Below are 21,256 nucleotides of genomic sequence, written 5' to 3'. Positions count from 1 at the left end.
CACCGCACTGCGGCTGCACCGCCGTTGGGGGCACGCTTGAGCCCCGACACCACCACGACCGACAGCAATCACGAGATCGGGACCCGGGCACCGTCCGGAAGTCCCTAGGGAGAAGAGCGTGAAGGTACTCCTGCTGGAGAACGTCCACCCCGTCGCCGCGGACACGTTCCGTCGCAACGGATTCGAGGTCGAGGTCCGCCCTGGATCGCTGGGCGAGGCCGACCTCGTCGAGGCCCTCGCGGGCGTGTCCGTCCTCGGCATCCGGTCCAACACCAAGGTCACCCAGGCCGTCCTCGACGCGGCGCCCGACCTGCGCGCGATCGGTTGCTTCTGCATCGGCACCAACCAGGTCGACCTCACCCACGCGACCCAGCTGGGCCTCGGCGTCTTCAACGCGCCGTTCTCCAACACCCGCAGCGTCGTCGAGCTCGTCATCGGCGAGATCCTCGCCCTCGCGCGCCGCCTCCCGGAGAAGACGCAGCGCATGCACGACGGCGTCTGGGACAAGTCCGCCAAGGGCGCCTACGAGACCCGCGGCCGCACGCTGGGCATCGTCGGCTACGGCAACATCGGCACCCAGCTGTCCAACATGGCCGAGGCCATCGGCATGCGTGTCGCCTTCTTCGACACGGCAGATCGCCTCGCCCACGGCAACGCCCAGCGCATGGGCTCGCTCGAGGAGCTGCTCGAGGAGTCCGACGTCGTCAGCATCCACGTCGACGGGCGGCCCGGCAACGCAGGCCTGTTCGGCGCGGAGCAGTTCGCCAGGATGAAGCCCGGGTCGGTCTTCATCAACGCCTCCCGCGGCATGGTCGTCGACGACCTCGCCCTGCGCGAGCACATCCTCAGCGGGCACCTGTCGGGCGCCGCCATCGACGTGTTCCCCGTCGAGCCCAAGGCCCAGGGCGACCTCTTCGAGTCCCCGCTCCGCGGCCTCGACAACGTCATCCTCACCCCCCACGTCGGCGGTTCGACCGAGGAGGCCCAGGAGGAGATCGGCACGTTCGTCTCGAGCAAGCTGACGGCATACATGCTGAGCGGCGCGACGTCGCTGTCGGTCAACCTGCCCGACGTCGCCCCCGCACCCCGCGAAGGCTCGTACCGGATGGCGCTGCTGCACCGCAACGTCCCCGGCGTGCTGGCGTCGATCAACCGGACGCTCGCCGAGGCCGGCGCCAATGTCGTCGGGCAGTCGCTCGCGACCCGCGGCGAGCTCGGCTACGTCGTCACCGACACCGACGTGCCCATGTCGCCCGAGACGCTCGCCTCCCTGCGCCACGTCGCGGAGGCCGTGCACCTGGAGACGTGGTCCGAGGACGCCGCCGACTGAGGGCGCAGCGGTCCGCGGGTCGTGGGTATGTGACGCGCGTGACCGAAGTCCTGCCAGTGCCGCATGCCCGTCGAGGCGGTTCGTGCTGAGCGCCGCCGTCCGACTGCGGGACGGCTCCGACGAGCGACGACTGCTGCTCGACGGGCTCGCGCGCGACGCCGGCGAGCTGACCGACCCCCTCGGGGCGATCGCTCTGCTCGACCGCCATCCGGAGGCGTTCCCGCACCCGGGTTCGGGCGACACGCTCTCGTTGTGGGAGTCGCTCGCGACGGTCGCGGCCGTCAGCCTGACGGCCGCGCGCTCCATCGAGCCGCACCTCGACGCGCTCGCGATCCTCGACGAGGCACGCAGCCGCGGCCACGAGGTGCCGTCCGTCCCCGACGGATCCACGTGGGGCGTCTTCGCCGCGGAGGGACCAGGGGCGCGCCTGACCGCGGAGCGCTCCGGGACCGCGGTGCGGCTCACCGGCGAGAAGCCCTGGTGCTCCCTGGCCGACCGGTTGAGCCACGCTCTCGTCACGGCGTGGGACAGCGACTCGACCCGACGCCTGTATGCCGTCGCGCTGGGCGAGGCGAACCACGTGTCCGTCCGTGCGACGACGTGGGCCGCGCGCGGTCTGACGGACGTGCCCAGTGGCCCCGTCGACTTCCAGGGTGCCCCGGCAGAACCGGTCGGGCCTTCTGGCTGGTATCTCGACAGACCCGGATTCGCTTGGGGCGGAATGGGAGTCGCTGCCATCTGGTTCGGCGGGGCAGTCGGCGTCGCCCGACGTCTCGTCAGCGGCGGCCGCGAGCCCGACCAGGTGGCGCTCATGCACGTCGGCGCCGTCGACACGTCGCTGTGGGCGGCCCGCGCCGTCCTGGCCGACGCCGCCTCCGTGGTGGACGGGGGTCGCGCCGACGGCACCGACGGCACCGTGCTGGCCCTCCGCGTACGCCGGGTCGTCGCCGCCGCGGCGGAGGACGTGCTCGCTCGTGTGGCCCACGCGACCGGCCCCGCCCCCTTGGCGCTCGAGGAGGAGCACGCACGTCGCGTCGCCGACCTCCAGCTGTACGTGCGGCAGGAGCACGCGGAGCGGGACGCGGCCAACCTCGGCCGCACGCTGCTGCGGCACGACGACGTGACGAGGCCGCCGTGGTGAGCGTCGCTCGGCCCGTCTTTGCGCACACCGACCCGGGCACCCCCGAGGAGACCTGGCGAGCCCGCCCTGAATGGGGGTCGGCGCGCCCGTTGGCGCTGCCCGACCACGTGCGCCGCGTCGTCGTGGTGGCCCCCCACCCGGACGACGAGACGCTGGCAGCCGGCGGGCTGATGGCCACGGCGCACGCGGCCGGTGTCGCGGTCGACGTCGTGCTGCTCACCGACGGTGAGCAGTCGCACCCTCGCTCGGTGACGGTGACGCCGCTCGAGCTCGCCGCACGGCGCGTCGAGGAGTCACGCGCGGCACTGTCGGTGCTCGCTCCCGGAGCTCGGCTGCACCGGGTCGGGCTGCCCGACGGAGCGCTCGACGAGCACGCCGAGGCGATGGTCGCCGAGGTCGTCCGCGTCGTCGGTGAGGCAGGCCGGGAGACGCTGCTGGTCGCCCCGTGGCGACGGGACGGGCACTCCGACCACGACGCGGCCGGGCTCGCGGCCGGGATCGCCGCCCGGCGCACCGACGCGACACTGTGGGAGTACCCGGTGTGGCTGTGGCACTGGTGCGACCCGGCCGACGCGCCGTGGCCCAGCCTGCGCGTCCTGCCCCTGGGCGAGGAGGTTCGGCGGGCCAAGGCGCGGGCGGTGGCGCTGCACCGCACCCAGCTCGAGCCCCTCTCGCCGTCGCCGGGTGACGAGGCCCTGCTGCACGACGGGTTCATCGCGCACTTCGAACGCGCGACGGAGACCTTCGTGCTCGCGGGACTGCCGCTCGACCACGCCCTCGACCGCGTCCACGAGGACTCCGAGGACCCCTGGCAGGTCCGCTCGAGCTGGTACGAGGAGCGCAAGCGGGCCGTGACGCTGGCCGCGCTGCCGCGTCGTTCGTTCGGCCGTGGCCTGGAGATCGGTGGGTCGGTGGGCGCCCTGGCGGACGCCCTGGCTGCACGGTGCCGTGAGCTCGTCGTCGTCGACGAGAGCCGCGCGGCGGTGCACGCCGCGCGCGAAGCCCTGGACGCCCACGACCACGTGGCCGTGCTGCGCCACAGCGTGCCCGAGGAGTGGCCCCCCGGGCTCTTCGACGTGGTCGTCGTCTCGGAGGTCGGCTACTTCCTCGGCCCCGTGCGACTGCGCCGCCTCGCCCGCCAGGTCGAGGCGTGCCTGGCCGAGGAGGGCGTCGTCGTGCTCTGCCACTGGCGCCACCACGCCGTGGGGTGGCCGCTCGACGGCGACCGCGTCCACGAGATCTGGCGGTCGGAGTCGACGCTCCCCGTTGCCGTCTCACACGTCGAGGAGGACTTCCGCCTCGAGGTCCTCACCAGCACGAAGGCCCACCGGCAGGCCGACGCGTGACGCCGGCACCCGTGCTCGTGACGCACGTGCACGTCGTCGTCCCGGTCCATGACGAGGAGGAGCTGCTCCCCCGCGCCCTCGCCGCGCTCGACGAAGCCGTCGGGCGCCTCGCCCTCACCCACCCGCACGTCTCCGTCGACGTCACCGTGGTGCTCGACGACTGCCGTGACGGCACGGAGGCCGTGGTCGCGCGCCACGCGTGGGTGCAGCACGTCGCCGTCGGGCGGAACAACGTCGGAGCCGCGCGACGGGCGGGCGTCGCCCACGCGACCGCGGACGCGCCACAGGCGCGACGCCACGAGCACTGGATCGCCAGCACCGACGCGGACTGCGTCGTCGGACTGGAGTGGCTCGCCGACCACGTGCGCCTCGCCGACGCCGGGGCCGACCTCGTCACCGGCACCGTCGAGCCCCTCCGCGGCGATCTCGACGACACGACGACGCAGCGCTGGTGGGCCACCCACGAGGTGCGTGAAGGGCATCCCCACGTGCACGGCGCCAACCTCGGGGTGCGGCTGACCGCGTACGACGACGTCGGCGGCTTCGAGGAGGTGCGCACCCACGAGGACGTCGGGCTCGTCGAGCGCGTCCGCGCCGGCGGGTGGGCCTGCGTGGCGAGCGCCGCGGTGCACATCGGCACCTCCGGCCGACTCGTGGGTCGTGCGCCGCACGGCTTCGCCGCCTTCCTCGCCGCTCTCGCCGCGCCGACGCCCGCGGTGTGACTCGTGGACGAGATGGCCCAGCGAGCCGTGGTCGTGCTGCCGCCGACGCACTCGCGGGTCGAACGCTTCCGGGGCGGCTTCGACCCGCTGGCGAGCGCGATCCCCGCGCACATCACCCTCGTCTACCCGACGACGATCCGCTTCGCCCCTGCTCGTGAAGCGATGCACCGAAGTGCCCGTCGACCCTCCTTCACGTACGCCTTCTCCGGTGTCAACGTGGTCGAGGACGAGTACCTCTTCCTGCTCGCCGACCGGGGCGCCGACGAGATCCGTGACCTGCACGAGGAGCTGTACCGGCAGCTGGGCCTTCCGCTGCCAGCGGTCTTCGAGCCCCACGTGACGATCGCCCGGACGACCGATGCTGCACGGTTGGGGACGGCCCGCGCCACCGCCCTCGCCCAGGGGCTGCGCATCGACGGCACCGCGACCGAGCTGTGCCTCTACCGGATCGACGCGCCCGGGCAGCTGGTGCTCGAGGAGGTCGCGCCGCTCACGCCGACCGGCTGAGGCCCGGGCCGAAGAACCCGTTCGACGGAGCCGAAGACCGCACGTGGGGCGGGGCCGAGGACGAGAATGGAGGTAGCCCTCGCATCCGCGGGTCGGATCGCAGGGCGACGGTCAGGCTCCTCGATGACGTGGCCCAGCGACCTTTCAGCGACAGCGCCCACGATGTCCCTCGACTGTTGTCGACACCCCGCGCGCGGGACCGGAGGGAACGCCATGTGCGGCATTGCCGGGTACTACGGGTTCGACGGCGACGCGGCCCTCCTCGAGCGGATGGCGCTCGAGCAGCACCATCGCGGGCCCGACGACGCGCGGACCTTCATCGACAACCCGGTCGGGCTCGCGCACCAGCGCCTCGTCATCCTCGACCGCGAGGGTGGCGCCCAACCGATGACCTCGGCCGACGGGCGCTACGTCCTCGCCTACAACGGCGAGGTGTACAACTACCGCGAGCTCCGGGCCGAGCTCGCCGAGCTCTCACGGACCTTCGCCACGCAGAGCGACACCGAGGTCGTGCTCCAGTCCTTCGCCGAGTGGGGGTCAGCGGCGTTCGCACGGTTCAACGGGATGTTCGCCCTGGCGGTGTGGGACCGGCACGCCCGCACCCTGACCCTGGCGCGCGACGAGTTCGGCATCAAGCCGCTGCACCTGTGCCGGGTGCCTGCCCTGCCGCGCGGCGGTGCGGCGGACGCGGGCGACGCCTGGCTCTTCTCGAGCGAGATCAAGCCACTCCTGGCCAGCGGCCTCGTCGAGCCCCGGCCGAACGACCGCACCGTCTACCGGTACCTGCGCTACCGCGTGCACGACGACGGTGCCGAGACCTTCTTCGACGGGATCGAGCGGGTCATGCCGGGTGAGGTGGTCACGCTCTCGACGGACGGCATACGGCGGCACATGTTCAGTCGGCTGCGTGACGACCTCCTCGACGCGACGGCTCCCCGAAGGGGCTACGACGCCGCCGTCGCCGACGACTTCCGGCAGCGGCTGACGCGCGCCGTGGCGCTGCGGCTGCGCTCGGACGTGCCGGTGGGCACGTCGCTCTCGGGCGGCCTCGACAGCTCGGCCATCACCGTGGCGATCGACCACCTCCTGGGCGACCGCGACGCGACGGCCGCGGTCGGCACCCGCCAGCGCACGTTCTCGGCCGTCTTCCCGGGCTACCGCAACGACGAGGAGCGCTACGTCGACGCCGCGGTCAGCGCCTGCACGCACGGCGTCATGTCGCACAAGACCCGACCCACGTCAGCCGAGTTCCTTCGCGACGTCACCGACTTCGTGCGTGCCCAGGAGGAGCCGGTCATCTCGACCGGCCCCTACGCGCAGTACCGGGTCATGAAGGAGGCGAGCGCATACGTCACGGTGATGCTCGACGGGCAAGGAGCGGACGAGGTGCTCGCCGGCTACGTGCCACAGCTCGTCGTCCACCTGAAGGACCTGCTGACCCGGAGCCGCCGATCCGCCGTGCGCGAGCTCGTCGCCTCGCGTGACGTCCTCGGGCACCTGGCCGCCGTGCGTGCCCGCACCCTCCTCCCCCACCGGAACACGACGCCCGACCTGCTCCGGCCCGAGTTCCGCGCGGCCCACGCCACGGAGGCGTATGCCGTCCCCACCCACGACCTGCGGACGCGCCTCGTGCACGACATGTTCGTCGGGTCGCTCCCAGCCCTGCTGCGCTACGAGGACCGCAACAGCATGCGCTTCTCCGTCGAGGGACGCGTGCCCTTCCTCGACCCCGACCTCGTCCGCACCGTGTTCAGGCTCGGCGACGAGGCCATCATCAAAGGCGGCTGGAACAAGCGGGTGCTGCGCGACGCCACCGACGGGCTGCTGCCGCCCTCCATCAGCCGCCGCCGCAACAAGATCGGGTTCACCACCCCGCAGAACGACTGGTTCCACGAGCAGAGCGACTTCGCCTACGACATCTTCCGGTCGGCGTCGTTCAGGGAGCGTCCCTACTTCGACTCCGCGGCGACGCTGACGGCGTTCGAGCGCTGGCTCTCCGGCGCCGGCGACCTCGACTCCATGGTGTTCTGGCGCCTCATCAACGTCGAGCTGTGGCTGCGCGAGTTCGTCGACGGCGTGCACACCCTGCACGGGACGTCGACGGTCGCCGCTGCGTGACGCGTCACGCCGGGATGCGACGTGACCCTGGTCACGTCGCGGCGCCGCGCGACGCACGGACGGCGGCTGTTCCCGCGGTCTTCACAGGCTGGTCGTCGACACTGGTCCCTTTGCCCTTCCACCGCGACAAGGACCTCGTGGATCGACCAGCTCACGAACACCCCGCGCCGACGCACCACCCCGCGCCGACGCACCGCCCCGCGCCGACGCACCGCCCCGCGCCGACGGGCCGCGCCTCGGCGGCAGGACGTCGGTCGCGCCGCACGTTGCGCGAGCGGCTCGTCCTCGCCGGCGCGGTGCTGCTGACCTTGGTCGCCGGTGCGGCACCGGCGGTGGCACAGTCGGTCAGCGACGGGGTGCCGGTGGACGTCGTGGGGCCGCGGGCCACGGTGTTGAGCGCCGACGCCGGCGGTCAGGGCCGGATCGTCGAGGCGTTCGGGGACGTGCGACGCGCCCGCAACATCGCCGTCATCGTGCCGGGCGTGGGCTGGAACGCCGAACTGCTCCGCGACGAGCAGGGCGCGGGGCGACGGCACCCCGCCGTGCAGGCACGCAGCCTCCTCGCCGAGATGCGGCGCTCGTCCCCGCAGACTCCGGCCGCGGTCGTGGTCTGGCTCGACTACGACCCACCGGCCGGCATCGACCCGGATGCCGCACGGTCGGATCGTGCGGTGGAGGGCGCTCCCCGGCTGGTCTCCTTCATCGACCGCCTCCCTCGCTCGGGCAGGGTGAGCGTGGTCTGCCACAGCTACGGCTCGGTCGTGTGCGCGCACGCCGCGCCGCAGCTGCGGGTCAGCGACCTCGTGGCCGTCGGCTCTCCCGGCATGGACGTGTGGAGCCGGTCGGCGCTGCGGACGAGGGCCGAGGTCTGGGCCGGCATCGCCCCCGACGACCCGATCGCCCTCGTCCCCCACACCCGCGTCGAGGGCTTCGGCCATGCTGCGGACCCGACGTCAGCGGCCTTCGGCGCCCACTCCCTGCCGGTAGGGGGTGCCCACGGGCACAACGGCTATCTCGTCGCCGGCACCGACTCCCTGCGAGCGATCGCCTCGCTGGCGACGGGCGGCCGGCCGCGCTGACCGTCGCGTGGGTACCGCCAGTTCAGCTGCGGGGCAGTCCTCCTCGGCGGCAACGGGGCACGCCGACGCGTCGAGTCTCATGGCCTACTGCTCGGGTTCCTCTGTCTCCAAAGGCAGATCATGGCGGTTTCTCGCCGCGCTCCATCGGGCTGGCCCCATCCCGGCGCAACGCGTACCGCCCCGACCATGAAGTCATCAAGAGGCCACGTCCGTGGCCACTCGTGGCCATCGGTGACCGACACCGGTTCGCAGAGGAGGTACTCATGAAGTCCCACGACACCAACGTCCACCTGGCGACCTGGTCGGTCGCATCGGGCCTACCCCTGATGGCGGCAGTCCTCTCCACGGAGCGCAGCATGCCTCGCACCTCGGGGCGTGAGAAGCTCCGGCGATGGTGGGTGACCCGCAAGGCTCGCGCTCGAGTCTGACGGGGGTCGCTTCCCCCGCTCGGCGCCTCGCGCGCCTGCCGACACCGCCGTGTGCCGCTGACGACCCAGCGGCACACGGCGGTCTGGCGTGCGCCTTCGAGCGTGTGGAGGTGGCCGCGGCGCGACCCCCTCCCTGCGGATGGCCGCAACCTTCGAGGTGGGTAGCCACCCGGACGGGGGGCAGGAGCCCTCTCCCCGCCTGCCGTGAGGGGCCATACGCTCACCACATGGCTCTTCGTGTCGTGTTCGCCGAGGACAACTACCTCGTGCGCCAAGGAACCGCAGCCCTGCTCGGCACTGTCGAGGGCATCGAGGTGGTCGCCGTGGCGCAGGACATGGACGAGCTCATGCGTTCCGTCGACGAGCTTCGACCCGACGCCGTACTCACGGACGTGCGGATGCCCCCCACCTTCACGAACGAGGGGATCGATGCCGCCAAGCGCATCCGCGCCGCTCAGCCCTCGGTCGGCGTCGTCGTGCTCTCGCAGTACGTCGAGCCCGACTTCGTCTACGAGCTCCTCGAAGACGGCGTCGAGGGCCTCGGCTACCTGCTCAAGGAACGCGTGTCCGACATCGGCGAGCTGGTGCGCGCCCTCCGCGAGGTCGCAGGCGGCGGGTCGGCACTGGACCCCAAAGTGGTGGAGCGGCTCCTGCAGCGCACCAGGGCCGAGAAGTCGGTGCTGTCGGACCTCACCGAGCGGGAGACGGAGGTGCTCCGGGCGATGGCCACGGGACGCAGCAACGCGGCTATCGCGAAGACGATCTTCATGAGTGAACGCGCCGTCGAGAAACACATCACGTCGCTGTTCCAGAAGCTGTCACTGAGCGAGGAGGGCGACCTCAACCGCCGAGTCGCCGCAGTTCTCACCTTCATCCAGGCCGGGGGCCACGCCGGCAGCCGCTGATCTCCTCGTCGCGCACTTGTCCGCCCCGCCCCGTCCATCGGCACCGCTCCGGGGTGCGGACAGCCGCCCCGCCTGGGGGCGGCTAACCCCCTGACGCGCTCTCGGGCGCTCCGTCATGATGAGGCTCATGGCCTCGGCGTCCGCGCGACCGTCGACTCGCCCTGGTCGCGCGCCCCTGGTGAACCTGTCACGGGAGCTCGTCGCGAGCTGGCTCGCGACAGGAGCCCTCGTGCTGCTCGTCTACCTGACGATCGTGGCGGGTGGAACCTGGCTGCTCGGCGGCGGCCCAACACCCCGCCTGGCCTTGTCACTGCTCGCGACCGTGCTGGTGGCTGTGGGCATCGAGCCACTGCACCGTCGCCTCCACTCCGCGACTGCCAGGCGCCTGGCCCGGCCCACCACCGAACCCTACGAGGTGCTCTCGACGTTCCACGACCGGCTGGCCGGCGCCGAGTCCGTCGACGACATGACCGCCCGCATGGCTCAGACGCTCGGAACCGGCATCGCTGCGGCGTGGGTGCAGGTCTGGCTCATGGTCCGCGACGAGCTGCAGCTCGTCGCGGCATGGCCACCAGACACAGCCACCGATCCCGTCCCCCCTCCGGCAGCTGCGATGTCCGAACACGGTGTCCACAGCCTGCCCGTCGGTCACGGCAGCGAGATCCTCGGCGTGCTGCGCGTACGGGAACAGGAAGGTCGCGTCTTCTCGGGGGCCGAGCAGCGCCTCTTCGCGGGGTTGGCCGGCCAGGCCGGGCTGCTGCTGGCCAACGCCCGGCTCCGGCTCGATCTGCAGGAGCAGGTGCAACGGCTTTCCGCCAGGACACGTCAGCTGCGTTCGGCGAGGGCCGAGCTCGTCACGGCAGCCGACGTCGAGCGACGGCGCCTCGAGCGGAACCTGCACGACGGCGCCCAGCAGGAGCTGGTGGCGCTGAGCATCAACCTCGGCCTCGCTCGGGCGGTTGTCGGCAGCGATTCAGAGTTCGGGCGCCGGCTGCTTCTCGAGCAGGCGGATGCCGCTCATGCCGCGATCGAGACGTTGACGACGTTGGCTCGCGGACTCGGACCGACCACGCTCATCACCGACGGTCTTGCCGCAGCCTTGAGCGAGATGGCCCGCACCATCCCCTTGGCCACACACGTCGAGGCGCCAGACTCCAGGTACGCCCCGGAGACCGAGGCCGCGCTGTACTACTGCGCGTCCGAGGCGGTCCAGAACGCGGTGAAACACTCCGGCGGCACGCGTATCTCCATCGTCGTGGAGCAGGGCGCGGCCGCCCTGGTGCTCACTGTCACCGACAACGGCTCGGGGGTGGGGTCGGTCCCGGCCGGCGCGGGAACCGGGATACGGGGCATGCAGGAGCGTGCTTCGCAGGTGGGGGGCTCCGTGCTCGTGGGGCAGGCACGATCGCACGCCGGATCGGGCACATCCGTGACGGTCTCGGTGCCCCTCGACCACGCCTTGGAACCGGGCGCATGAGCAGGCGTCTCGCGTGGGTGCTCGCCGCTCTCACCTTCGTGCTCGCGCTGGCTCGGACAGTGCTCCTCGTCCTCTCTGGCCGACTCTGGACCAGCGAAGCGCTCACAGCCGGATTCCCGCTGATCGACCTCGGGGCCGTAGGTGGAGCGATCGTCGGTGCGCTGATCCTGTCCCGGCAGCCCCGGCACCCCATCGGCTGGCTGTTCGTCCTCGGCCAGCTCGCCACCCAGTTCGGCGTCACGGCTCACGCCTACGGCGTGGCGGCACTGCGCGGCGACCTGCCCGGTGCGCCGGGAGGAGCAGCCGCGATCTCGGCCGGGCTGCAGTTCGGGGCGTTCCCCACGCTCGCCCTGCTCGCGCTGCTGTTCCTGCTGGCGCCGGACGGGCGGTGGACGGAGGGTCGCTGGGCTTGGGGGGTCTGGGTCACCGGCCTCGGCGCCGTGCTGCACGCGGCAGGGGTGTCACAGGTGCGCACCGACCGCCTCGACGAGGCAGGACAGGTGGCCGCGTCCGGCAACGGCGTGGCGCAGGGGCTGTTGCTGGCAGCGTACGCGCTCATCGCCGTCGGCGTCCTCGCCGGCGCGACCGCCCTGCTGAGCCGGTTGCGCCGCAGCCACGGCCCTCAGCGCGAACAGCTGATGTGGATCACCCTTGCAGCCGTGCTGCTGGCATCGGCCGCGGTCTTCACGCTCGTGGCTGTGGAGTGGCTCGACCTCCCCGCGTGGTTGTCCGTGCTGCCCTTGATGGCCGCCTACGCGTGCGTCCCCGTGCTCACCGGGGTCGGAATCCTGCGCCACCACCTCTTCGGGGTCGACGTCGCGCTCAACCGGGCGATCGTGCTGACGCTGCTCAGCGGGACAGCCACAGCCCTCTACGTCGGGGTCGTCGTCCTGGTGAGCCTGCCTGCGCCCGCGTCCATGCGTGATCTGGGGCTGTTGGGGTCGATGGCGTTGACGGCCTTCGTCGCGGTGCTGTTGCAGCCCGTGCGTGGGTGGACCACCCGCTTCGCTGCCCGGCTCGTGTACGGAGCACAAGCCCGGCCCTACGAGTCGCTCGCCGACTTCACCCGCGAACTTCAGGACCTGCCGCACCCTCGGCGCATGCTGACCGCAGTCGCCGAGGCCGTCGGACGGGCGGTGGGCGCCGTTGTGGTGGAGGTCGAGGTCAGCACCTCCCAGCCACTGGACAGCGCTCCGACGAGCGTCTCCTGGGAGCGCCCCGGCGGCGTGCACTCCGGGTCAGGTGCCGACTGGAGCGCGCCACTGCTCGCGGACGCCGGTCGAGTGGTCGGCAGACTGGCCGTCAGGATGCCTCCCGGACGCGGTCTTCGTGACCTCGAACGCCAGCTGCTCGTGGACTTCTCCACCCAGATCGGCCACGTCATCAGCAACCTGAGGCTGGGGGCGGAGCTGTCCCGGCGCGCGGTCGAGCTCGCCGACACCACCGAGGAGCTCGAAGCCTCGAGGCGGCGCCTGCACGCTGCACAGAACCGCGAGCGCGCCCAGTTCGAGGCGGCGATCCGGCACGTCGTGCTCCCGCACCTGGACCGGCTGCCCGAGCACCTCGCCCGGCTGGCCGCCCAGGTAGGCGTCGAACCGAGCCTCCGGGTCGGGCTGCTCATCGACGGACTCATCCGCGAGACGGACCAGGCGGTCGAGGCACTACGGACGGTCACTCGCGGCGTCTTCCCGGCTCAGCTGGCCCGCCGGGGGGTGGCTGCGGCACTCCTCAGCCACCTGGCTGAGACGCACCCCGGTGTGCAGCCAGACGTGGACCACTGGTGGACCGGGCGCCGTCTCGAGCCGAAGCTCGAGTCGACGCTCTACTTCGCGGCGGTGGAGCTGTTGACCCGCATCACCGACGTCGAGGCGATGGTCCTGACAGCCACGGGCGACCGACGCGCGGCGCGTCTTCAGGTGCACAGCAGAAGTGGCACGACCGTCCGCGGGCTGCAGGGCGTCATGGACCGCCTGGCCGCCTTCGACGGTCGGCTCCACTCGACGAGATCTCCGGGTTCGGGGCGCGTGTACACGCTGGAACTGCCGGTGGAACGCCTGAGCTCACTGCTCGAGACCGAGCCAGGCCTCGCGCAACGCGTCACCGTCGAATGAGGCCTTGCTGAGGAAGCCGGCAGCACCGCACGCGCTGATGTCGTCGGCGACGTCGCTCGCGTCGTACGTGGACACGAGCAGGACCCGGACGTCGGCCATGCCCGGGTACGAGGTGATGCGGCGGGTCGCTTCCGGGCCACTGATCCCGCCGAGCGTCACATCCATGAGGATGAGGTCCGGCCTGAGAGTCACGGCGGCTGTCACGGCCTCCTCGCCGCTGTCCACTGCTCCCACCAGCTCGAAGCCCGACATCATGCCCACCAACGCGCTGGCGGCGAGCCGGAACGGGGCTTGGTCGTCGACGACCAGAACCCTGACATTGCCCATCGGCTTCACCTCCGTTGGGGAAGCGTGTCTCATCCGCCCAGACGTCGCCATGTGGTCATCCCCCGAAACTCTCGGGGGATGACCACACGTCGGCCCGGTCAGACGTCGCGTCGGCGGACCAGCCGGACCCCGAGGGCGAGGGCGATCGCGCACCACACCACGGTGACCGGAGCGGCCCCGCTCGGTGGGAGCGACGCCCCGCTCGCGTCGGCCCCCATGAGGGCGGAGGCCGCTTCGCCCGGCAGGAACGGGACCAGGTCGTTGGAGACGGCCTCGGGCAGCAGCAGGCTGACGAGCGACCCGAGCACACCGAGCAGCCCGAGCAGACTGAACGCCGCCCCGACGGTGCTGCGCACCAGCCAGCCGAACGTCTGCCCGAAGACGCCCACGGCGACCGCGTACCCAGCCGATCCGACGATCGCCTGGAGGGCGTCCAGCGACAGCAGCGGCGCGTGCATGCCCTGCGTGGACAGGATGGTCTGGGACACAGCCACGGTCACGACGGCGGTGACGGCCACGACGGGCGCCACCAAGAGCGCCGTCGCGACCGCTTTGGCCACGACGACGCGGCCCCGGCGTGGAACGGTTGCGAAGGTGCTCCGGCCGAGCCCCGTGGTGAGCTCTCCGGTGACCTGCAGGACGCCGAGGACCCCGACGAGGAATGCCATGGTGCTGACTCCGTTGACCGAGACGGCCATGGCGTCGAACCCCGGGGCCGGGACCGGTTCGGCGCCGGCGCGATAGATCAGGGTGGCGGCTTGCGAGACACCCGAGAGCACGGTGAAAGCTGCTCCCGCCGCGAGGAGCCCCCAGGTCGACCGCAGGCTGGTCAGCTTGACGAGCTCGGAGCGTGCGATGAGCGGCAGCGACTGTCGGGCGGTAGGTGCTTGCGTGCGCGTGTCGGCGGCAGTGGTGGTCACGGTGGTTCCGTCCTTCGATGTGGGTGGAGGTGCTGAGGCGGTGAAGGCCCGGCTCTAGGCGCCGGTTCGGGAAGAGGAGAGGCTGGGGTTCTGGCTGGGCGGCGACTGGCCGTATTCGACAGCGTCTGCAGTCAGCTCCATGAAGGCGTCCTCCAGGGACTGTCGGGTGCTTCCCAGCTCGGTGACGAGGATGCGGTGCTCCATCGCCAGGTTCGCGACCACGTCGGTGTCCAGGTGACGCACCGTGAGCTCGCCGTCGACCGAACGCTGCACGTCAGCACCCTTGGAGGTGAGGATGGAGTGCAGCCGATCCGCCTGCGCCGTGCGGACCCGGACCGCCGGTTCGGTGCTCGCCAGCATGTCCGCGGTCGACATGTCGGCGATGAGCCTTCCCTTCCCGATGACGATGAGGTGGTCGGCGGTCTGGGACATCTCGCTCATGAGGTGCGACGAGAGGAAGACGGTGCGACCCTCCTGCGCGAACGTGCGCAGGAAGAGCCGGATCCAGCGAACACCGTCCGGGTCCAGGCCGTTGACCGGCTCGTCGAGGATGAGGACGTCGGGGTCTCCGAGGAGCGCACCGGCGAGGCCCAGTCGCTGGCTCATCCCGAGGGAGAAGTTCCCGGCGCGCTCGTCGGCCACTTCGGACAGCCCCACCTGACGCAGCACCGCGTCCACCCGGGCGGATCCTTCACCGACGGTGTGAGCCAGTGCTGCCAGGTGCTTGCGCGCCGTGCGGTTCGGATGGAATGCCTTCGGGTCCAGGACCGCTCCGACGGTCCTGAGCGGCCAAGGGTGGGCTGACGCTGGCTGGCCGTGGATGGTGGCGGTGCCTTCGGTGGGTCGGTCGAGCCCGAGGATGGCGCGCATGGTGGTTGACTTGCCCGCGCCGTTGGGGCCAAGGAAGCCGGTAACGCGTCCGGGCTGGACGGTGAAGGTGAGGTCGTCGACGGCGGTACGAGTGCCGTACCGCTTCGTGAGGTGGTGGACTTCGATCACGGTGAGCCTTCCGTATGGGTGATGAGCGAGTTGGTCAGCGGCGGCGATGTCTACACCGCTGGGTCGAGTACACGCGAGCGGCTCTCAGGACGGGATGGGGTGGGCCGCCCCCTGAGGGGGACCTCCCGCCGGTGCATCCTCGGGTTGCTCGCCGTCCGATGTCCGGACTGTCCGAGCGGGCCCGGTGCCGTCTTTGCGGGACACGTCCAGGACGACCCCGCCCGTCGATGTGGGGTGGCCAAGCAGTGCATAGGCCCGGGCGATCTCGGAAAGCGGCAGGACCGCGTCGACGACCGGTGTCCAGTGCGTGCTGTCCACGTGGTCGAGGAACCCGGCGAACTCCTGCCTGCTACCCCCCTCGGATCCGAGGATCTGCAGGTGCCGCCACGCGAGCAGACGGGCGTCCACGCTGGTGAGACCGGTAGGTCTGGTGGCGACCGTGACCAGCCGCCCGCCGGGTCGGAGACCGGACAGCAGCGCTGCCCAGTGCCTGCCGTCCGTGTCGAGGACCAGGCTCGCGCCGCGGCCGCCGACGATCTCCCGCACGTGGGCTGCGAGGAAGCGGTCCGAGCTGTCGACCGTTTCGGTCGCTCCGCAGTCGAGCGCGAGCTGTCGCCGAGTGTCCGAGGCAAGGGCGATGACCCGCGCACCGAGGGCTGCCGCGATCTGGATCGCGACCAGGCCCTGAGCGGAGGAGGCACTCGAAACCACGACGGTCTCGCCCTGGCGGAGACGTCCCACCGTCGTGAGTGCCCGCCACGCAGTCAGCCCCGTCATCGGAAGTGCCGCCGCCTCCCTGGCCGTGAGTCGGGACGGCAGGTGAAACACGTTCCCAGCGGGCACTGCCACGAGCTCTGCGTGGGTGCCGGGAAGGTGCGTGCCCAGCACGCGTACGCGTGGGCCGGGCAGACGTGTGCCGACGCGCCAACCGAGCCATGGCGACATCACCACGGGATCACCCACGCCAAAGCGCTTGACACGCGCGCCGATCGCCACGATACGGCCCGCGCCGTCACTTCCGGGGGTCGCTGGGTGGACGCGCCACGCATACCGGCCGAGCATCGCCACGTCATGTCGGGTGACACCGGCGTGGTCGATCTGCACCACCACCCAGCCGGGTCGCGGCCGAGGATCCGGGTGCTCGACCACCCTGAGCGGTGCGTGGGCGTTTGCATCGATGATGGCCGACCTCATGGGGAACTCCATTCGATTCCGTTGTCGCGCCGTTGATTCCGACCGTCACGCGGGACTTCATGGGCGCTGCCGAGTGCGTGTCGTCCCAGTAGAGACGTTGCCCTCACATCTCCGGTATCGGCTTGAGCGCCTCGTGTACGCCGGGAACCCCTTGGCCTCCGGGGTGGCCCACCCCCACATGGAAACGGTGCGGTCAGCGGGCGAGCCGAGCCTCACAAGGGTGGCTGTTCGCCTGCGCCAGTGCGTGTTTCCCCATCGTGCGACTTCCCGCGTCTGGCTTTCACTGGTCGAGCCAAAGACCTCCGACAAGAGCGGAACCACCATGACCACGACCATCCACACGCGGCATCGACAGAGCCGCCTACATCAGCTGATCCAGCGCCGCCCCATCACCATGTTCCTCATCCTGGGCGTGGGCGCCGTCTACCTGCTGGCCACCGTCTGGGGGCTCGCCTACCACGGAGTCATCCCCGGCGGAGGCCTGCACGAGACCCTCGGCGTCGCTCCCGACGAGGTGGCCGGCTTCCTCTTCATCCTCGGGCTGCTGCCGGTGGCCCTCTACGTGACGTGGGTCGTCGACGGCCGTCGGGGAGTGCGCAGCCTCCTCCGGCGTGCCTTCCGGTGGCGGGTCAGCGTCGGCTGGTGGCTCACCGTGCTGCTCGCCATCCCGGTGATCACGATCGGCCTCGCCGCCGTCCTCGGCGACAGCCTTCGACCGGTCGACCTGATCCCATTGGTGGCCAGCCAGATCGGCCTGCTGCTCGTCAACTTCGTCCTCGTCAACCTGTGGGAGGAGACGGTGTGGACGGGCTTCATGCAGACGCGCCTCGAGCGTCGCCACAACTGGTACCTCTCCGGGATCATCACCGCCGTGCCGTTCGCGCTGGTCCATTTGCCGCTCGAGTTCTTCCTCGACCAGACGGTGGACCTCAGCGTCCTGCTCGGCGCCTTCGTCACCTACTTCATTCTCGGAGTCCTGGTCCGGCCCGCCTGCGGCGTGCTGCGCCGCGGGACCGGCGACAGCCTGCTCCTCGTGGCCCTGTTCCACAGCATCTTCAACCGGACCAACAACGACAACGGCATCGCCGCCGAGATGGTGAATGGCGAGCTGCGCGCCCTGTCCATGATCGTCGCCCTCGTGCTCGTCACCATCGGCGTCGCCGTCGCAGCCCGAGGGCGTCTCTCCAAGACGTATGCCGTGGAGCTGGAGAGGCGAGCCACCGCGGCCGCCAACTGACGCGTCGGCCGTTCCGCGCACCCTGCCCTGCCGACCCTCGAGGCGACGAACCCGCCCCGGTGCCGGCGACCTACCGCCGCAATCGGGGCGGGTCACGCACGAACATCTCCCTCCCCCCGCACGCAAGCCACCAGATCGGAACCTCACATGACGCCCTCGAGCGCAACCTCCCGACAGACTCCCCGAAGCCACCGCGCCCGTGCCGTGTCAGCGGCCGGCGTCCTCAGCCTGGCGATGCTGGCTACCGCATGCTCGATAGGAACCACGGATTCTCGGACCGTCGGCCTCGACCCGAGCTGGACCGGCCCGTCGCCTCTCCTGAGCAAGGACGACCTGCCCCTCGGGTACAGCAACGACGCATCCGCCGACGAGGAGGACCTGACCGAGGCGGGCTGCCTCTCCGCGGTCACGTCACTCGCGTCGACGGCAACCGACCGGCGCACGGCGACCTTCACGACCCCCAATCCCTTCAACAGCTCGATCGTCAAGCACTCGGTACTGACGTTCGCCGGGGACACCGAGGCGTCAGCCGCCCTCGGCACCTGGCAGAAGGCCGCGCGCCAGTGCAGCCGCGTCGAGGTGCCCACCATGGACGAGAACCTGTCGACTCTGCGACTCACCGTCAGGAACGACGCGGTGCGGCACGGAGACGCGGTCGTGGCCGAGGGCAACCTCATCGCCACGGGCAAGGTCGACTCAGAACACATCGACGTCGACATCAGCCAGTGGATCTCGGTCGCGCAGGTGCGTCACCACCTCTCCGTGGTCCAGGTGCTCGACTTCAACGGCGAGGATGCCGTGGAGAACGGGCAGCGGCTCGCCGGACTCACCGCGGAGCGCGTAGCCGGCTGGGCCACGAAGCACGGCTCCGAAGACGTCAACCCGTAGCAGCCGTGTCGCGTGCAGCAGAGGTGCCGGCACCACAGCGGAGGGAATCGACGCGGGGCGCCGCGGCATCCCCCGGTCGCGTGCTGGCCCTCGAGCGCGAGGTCCGGGTCCTGCGCGCGGCCGTGACAGCCGCACCGGGCATCCAACGTGCGGTCGGCATCCTCATGGCGCGGCTGGGGTGTACTCCGCTCGAGGCGTTCTCGCTGATGCGGCAGCGCGCACTGGACCGCAACGTACGCGTTGCCGACGTCGCGGTCGAAGTGCACCGTCGCACGTTGCCCGGTACCCGTCACCCGCCAGAGGACGGTCCTCGCCGGCGGGAGGCGCTGCTCTGGCCCGAGCAGTGGTAGTCGGACCTCCGACTGCGACAGGCGGCGGCCGGGCCGGGCTCGATGCGTGGCCCGGCCGCCTGCAAGGTGTGGGGCGGCGCAGCCGCACGACGCTGGATCGAGCCATCCAGGCCCGGCCAGCGTGACCACTCCCGATGAATCGTCTGTTACATCTAGACGCCGTCTAGTGCTTTCTGTAATGCTTCACACGCCACCGGCGGCCGCCGGTGCGCTGCCTCCAGTGAAGGATCTGCAGTGCGCACACGTACTCCCGCGTCCCGGCTCGGCGTCGCCTCCGCGGTGGCCCTCGCCTCCCTCACCCTGGCCTCCTGCGCGTCGGGCACCGGCGCCGCGAGCGAGGCGAGCACCCCCGCGTCCGTCACCGTCGCCGGCGTCAGCGTCGGCGTCGACAGCGCCGCAAAGGCCCTCGTGCCGCAGAAGTACCGCGACTCCGGGGAGGTGCGGGTCGCCACCGACGTTCCGTACGCCCCGTTCGAGATGTTCGCCGCGGAGGGCTCGTCGCAGATCACCGGCGTCGACTACGACCTGGGCCAGGCGATCGCCGCGCGCCTGGGGCTGCGCTTCACGTTCACGGCCCAGAAGTTCGACGGCATCATCCCGGCCATCCAGGCGGGCAAGTTCGACGCCGTCATGTCGGCCATGACCGACAAGAAGGAGCGCCAGGCCGTCCTGACCTTCGTCGACTACTCCGCCTCGGGGACGGGCGTTCTCGTGGCGAAGGGCAACCCGCAGGGCATCAAGACCTACACGGACCTGTGCGGTCAGTCGGTCGCCGTCCAGGCCGCGACGAACCAGCTGGACCTCGCGACAACGTGGCAGAAGGACTGCACCGCGGCCGGCAAGGCACCGATCCAGCTCCAGCAGTTCCCCAAGGACTCCGACGCCCAGCTCGCGATCAAGGCGGGCAAGGTCGTCGCCGCTCTCGCGACGAAGCCGGCGGCCGGATACTCCGCGAAGACGACCGACGGCGGCAACGCCTTCGAGCTCGTCGAGGACCCGGCGGCCCCCACCGGGTACGAGGCGACCCCGAACGGCATCGGCCTCAGCAAGGCCGACCCCGAGCTCGCCAAGGCGGTGCAGAAGGCCCTGCAGTCGCTCATGGACGACGGCACGTACACGAAGATCCTCGCCAAGTACGGCGTCGAGGGGATCGCCGTCGAGAAGGCGACGATCAACGCGGCGGTCAGCTGAGCATGGCCGCCACGCAGCAGGGCAGCAGCACGATCGAGCCCGCCACCGTCCAGCCTCCACGCCTCGAAGCAGTGCCGGTGCGCCACCCGGGTCGCTGGGTCGCCGCCGTGCTCGTCGGTGTCGTGGCCCTGTCGGTCGTCGTCAGCCTGGCGAAGAACCCCAACCTCGACTGGCCCACCGTCCGGCGCTACCTCTTCTCGGACCTCGTGCTGTCGGGGCTGTGGACGACGGTCTGGCTCACGGTCGCGGCGATGGCGATGGGCGTCGTCGGAGGAGTCGTCGTCGCCGTCATGCGGCTGTCGGCCAACCCCGTGCTGCGGGTCGTGTCCGGCGCCTTCGTCTGGGTCTTCCGCGGCACACCGGTCCTCGTCCAGCTCATCTTCTGGGGATTCCTCGGCGCCTTCTACCCGACGACGACGATCGGCATCCCCTTCACCGACGTCGTATTCTTCACGGGCCGCACGAGCGACCTCGTCCCGGCCACCGTCGCGGCGCTGCTCGCCCTCGGACTCAACGAGATGGCATACGCCTCCGAGATCATCCGCGCCGGCATCCAGTCCGTCGACAGCGGCCAGGTGGAGGCCGCGCACTCGCTCGGCATGACCTCGGGCAGGACGATGCGCCGCATCGTCCTGCCCCAGGCGATGCGCGTGATCATCCCGCCGATGGGCAACGAGACCATCACCATGCTCAAGACGACCGCCCTCGTGTCGGTCATCTCCGGCCACGACCTCATGTCCAACATCCAGGCCGCCTACGCGCAGAACTTCAAGGTCATCCCGCTGCTCGTCGTCGCGAGCGCCTGGTACCTCGCGCTCACGACCCTCCTGTCCGTCCCGCAGGGCTGGCTCGAGCGCCGGTTCGGCCGAGGCGTGGCGGCCCCGGGCCCGCGCGGCGGTCTCGGCCGGCTCGTCTCCTTCCGTCCAGGAGCCTCCTCATGACCCTTCTCCGTCGTACGCCGTCCTCCACGTCACGCGCGACCGAGC

At 71.2% G+C, this 21,256-nt stretch carries 20 protein-coding genes; 16 read left to right on the top strand and 4 right to left on the bottom strand.

Going from position 1 to position 21,256, the window contains the following annotated elements:
- Nucleotides 1–118: 118 nt before the first annotated feature.
- The 11 genes from serA to ACXR8F_RS10070 all read left to right on the top strand — a co-directional run bounded on the left by serA (nt 119) and on the right by ACXR8F_RS10070 (nt 13,164).
- On the top strand, nt 119–1,330 hold the full coding sequence (gene serA / locus ACXR8F_RS10120) for a phosphoglycerate dehydrogenase (protein WP_458800146.1): 1,212 nt from the start codon (nt 119–121) through the stop codon (nt 1,328–1,330).
- Between the two features lie 82 nt (nt 1,331–1,412).
- The gene (locus ACXR8F_RS10115; RefSeq protein WP_458800144.1) at nt 1,413–2,471 is read left to right on the top strand and encodes an acyl-CoA dehydrogenase; all 1,059 of its coding nucleotides are present in this window, start codon (nt 1,413–1,415) and stop codon (nt 2,469–2,471) included.
- A complete protein-coding gene (locus tag ACXR8F_RS10110; protein WP_458800143.1) occupies nt 2,465–3,817 on the top strand; it encodes a bifunctional PIG-L family deacetylase/class I SAM-dependent methyltransferase in 1,353 nt (450 codons plus the stop codon). The genes ACXR8F_RS10115 and ACXR8F_RS10110 overlap by 7 nt, the downstream gene beginning before the upstream one ends.
- Nucleotides 3,814–4,539 carry a glycosyltransferase family 2 protein gene (locus tag ACXR8F_RS10105; protein WP_458800141.1) on the top strand — a complete coding sequence of 242 codons (726 nt, stop codon included), beginning with the start codon at nt 3,814–3,816 and terminating at the stop codon, nt 4,537–4,539. The genes ACXR8F_RS10110 and ACXR8F_RS10105 overlap by 4 nt, the downstream gene beginning before the upstream one ends.
- Nucleotides 4,540–4,551: 12 nt before the next feature.
- Nucleotides 4,552–5,046: a 2'-5' RNA ligase family protein gene (locus ACXR8F_RS10100; RefSeq protein ID WP_458800486.1), complete on the top strand. Its 495-nt coding sequence runs from the start codon at nt 4,552–4,554 to the stop codon at nt 5,044–5,046.
- 213 nt (nt 5,047–5,259) lie between these two features.
- Nucleotides 5,260–7,164, top strand: a complete 1,905-nt coding sequence (asnB, locus tag ACXR8F_RS10095) for an asparagine synthase (glutamine-hydrolyzing) (RefSeq protein ID WP_458800139.1) — start codon at nt 5,260–5,262, stop codon at nt 7,162–7,164.
- Between the two features lie 137 nt (nt 7,165–7,301).
- Nucleotides 7,302–8,243, top strand: coding sequence for an alpha/beta hydrolase (locus ACXR8F_RS10090; RefSeq protein ID WP_458800137.1), 942 nt, complete (start codon nt 7,302–7,304; stop codon nt 8,241–8,243).
- 263 nt (nt 8,244–8,506) lie between these two features.
- The gene (locus ACXR8F_RS10085; protein WP_458800135.1) at nt 8,507–8,671 is read left to right on the top strand and encodes a hypothetical protein; all 165 of its coding nucleotides are present in this window, start codon (nt 8,507–8,509) and stop codon (nt 8,669–8,671) included.
- A 227-nt stretch (nt 8,672–8,898) separates the two neighbouring features.
- Nucleotides 8,899–9,576, top strand: a complete 678-nt coding sequence (locus ACXR8F_RS10080) for a response regulator (RefSeq protein WP_458800133.1) — start codon at nt 8,899–8,901, stop codon at nt 9,574–9,576.
- Nucleotides 9,577–9,754: 178 nt separating this feature from the next.
- Nucleotides 9,755–11,053: a GAF domain-containing sensor histidine kinase gene (locus tag ACXR8F_RS10075; RefSeq protein WP_458800131.1), complete on the top strand. Its 1,299-nt coding sequence runs from the start codon at nt 9,755–9,757 to the stop codon at nt 11,051–11,053.
- Nucleotides 11,050–13,164, top strand: a complete 2,115-nt coding sequence (locus ACXR8F_RS10070) for a sensor histidine kinase (protein WP_458800129.1) — start codon at nt 11,050–11,052, stop codon at nt 13,162–13,164. The genes ACXR8F_RS10075 and ACXR8F_RS10070 overlap by 4 nt, the downstream gene beginning before the upstream one ends.
- On the opposite strand, the gene ACXR8F_RS10065 is transcribed toward ACXR8F_RS10070, so the two are convergent.
- The 4 genes from ACXR8F_RS10065 to ACXR8F_RS10050 form a co-directional block, all read right to left on the bottom strand.
- A complete protein-coding gene (locus tag ACXR8F_RS10065) occupies nt 13,114–13,491 on the bottom strand; it encodes a response regulator (protein WP_458800127.1) in 378 nt (125 codons plus the stop codon). The two genes, ACXR8F_RS10070 and ACXR8F_RS10065, sit on opposite strands and share 51 nt — an antisense overlap.
- Before the next feature lie 98 nt (nt 13,492–13,589).
- A complete protein-coding gene (locus ACXR8F_RS10060; protein WP_458800125.1) occupies nt 13,590–14,411 on the bottom strand; it encodes a hypothetical protein in 822 nt (273 codons plus the stop codon).
- A gap of 54 nt (nt 14,412–14,465) precedes the next feature.
- Nucleotides 14,466–15,410, bottom strand: a complete 945-nt coding sequence (locus ACXR8F_RS10055; RefSeq protein ID WP_458800123.1) for an ABC transporter ATP-binding protein — start codon at nt 15,408–15,410, stop codon at nt 14,466–14,468.
- An 84-nt stretch (nt 15,411–15,494) separates the two neighbouring features.
- Nucleotides 15,495–16,604, bottom strand: a complete 1,110-nt coding sequence (locus tag ACXR8F_RS10050) for a quinone oxidoreductase family protein (protein WP_458800121.1) — start codon at nt 16,602–16,604, stop codon at nt 15,495–15,497.
- A 322-nt stretch (nt 16,605–16,926) separates the two neighbouring features.
- Between ACXR8F_RS10050 and ACXR8F_RS10045 the strand changes: the two genes are divergently transcribed.
- The 5 genes from ACXR8F_RS10045 (at nt 16,927) to ACXR8F_RS10025 (ending at nt 21,211) form a co-directional block, all read left to right on the top strand.
- Complete coding sequence (locus ACXR8F_RS10045; protein ID WP_458800119.1) at nt 16,927–17,841, top strand: lysostaphin resistance A-like protein; 915 nt, start codon at nt 16,927–16,929, stop codon at nt 17,839–17,841.
- Nucleotides 17,842–18,075: 234 nt separating this feature from the next.
- Nucleotides 18,076–18,729 (top strand): hypothetical protein, encoded by a 654-nt coding sequence (locus ACXR8F_RS10040; protein ID WP_458800117.1) that lies wholly within the window; start codon nt 18,076–18,078, stop codon nt 18,727–18,729.
- An 80-nt stretch (nt 18,730–18,809) separates the two neighbouring features.
- Nucleotides 18,810–19,079, top strand: coding sequence for an ANTAR domain-containing protein (locus ACXR8F_RS10035; RefSeq protein ID WP_458800115.1), 270 nt, complete (start codon nt 18,810–18,812; stop codon nt 19,077–19,079).
- 234 nt (nt 19,080–19,313) lie between these two features.
- Nucleotides 19,314–20,270: an ABC transporter substrate-binding protein gene (locus tag ACXR8F_RS10030; RefSeq protein ID WP_458800113.1), complete on the top strand. Its 957-nt coding sequence runs from the start codon at nt 19,314–19,316 to the stop codon at nt 20,268–20,270.
- 2 nt (nt 20,271–20,272) lie between these two features.
- On the top strand, nt 20,273–21,211 hold the full coding sequence (locus ACXR8F_RS10025; RefSeq protein WP_458800112.1) for an amino acid ABC transporter permease: 939 nt from the start codon (nt 20,273–20,275) through the stop codon (nt 21,209–21,211).
- The last annotated feature ends 45 nt before the right edge of the window (nt 21,212–21,256 follow it).

This window comes from Terrabacter sp. AAH1, from assembly GCF_054456855.1.
Note: the sequence above shows the minus strand (reverse complement) of the source record. Positions and strands in the feature narration are given on the sequence as shown.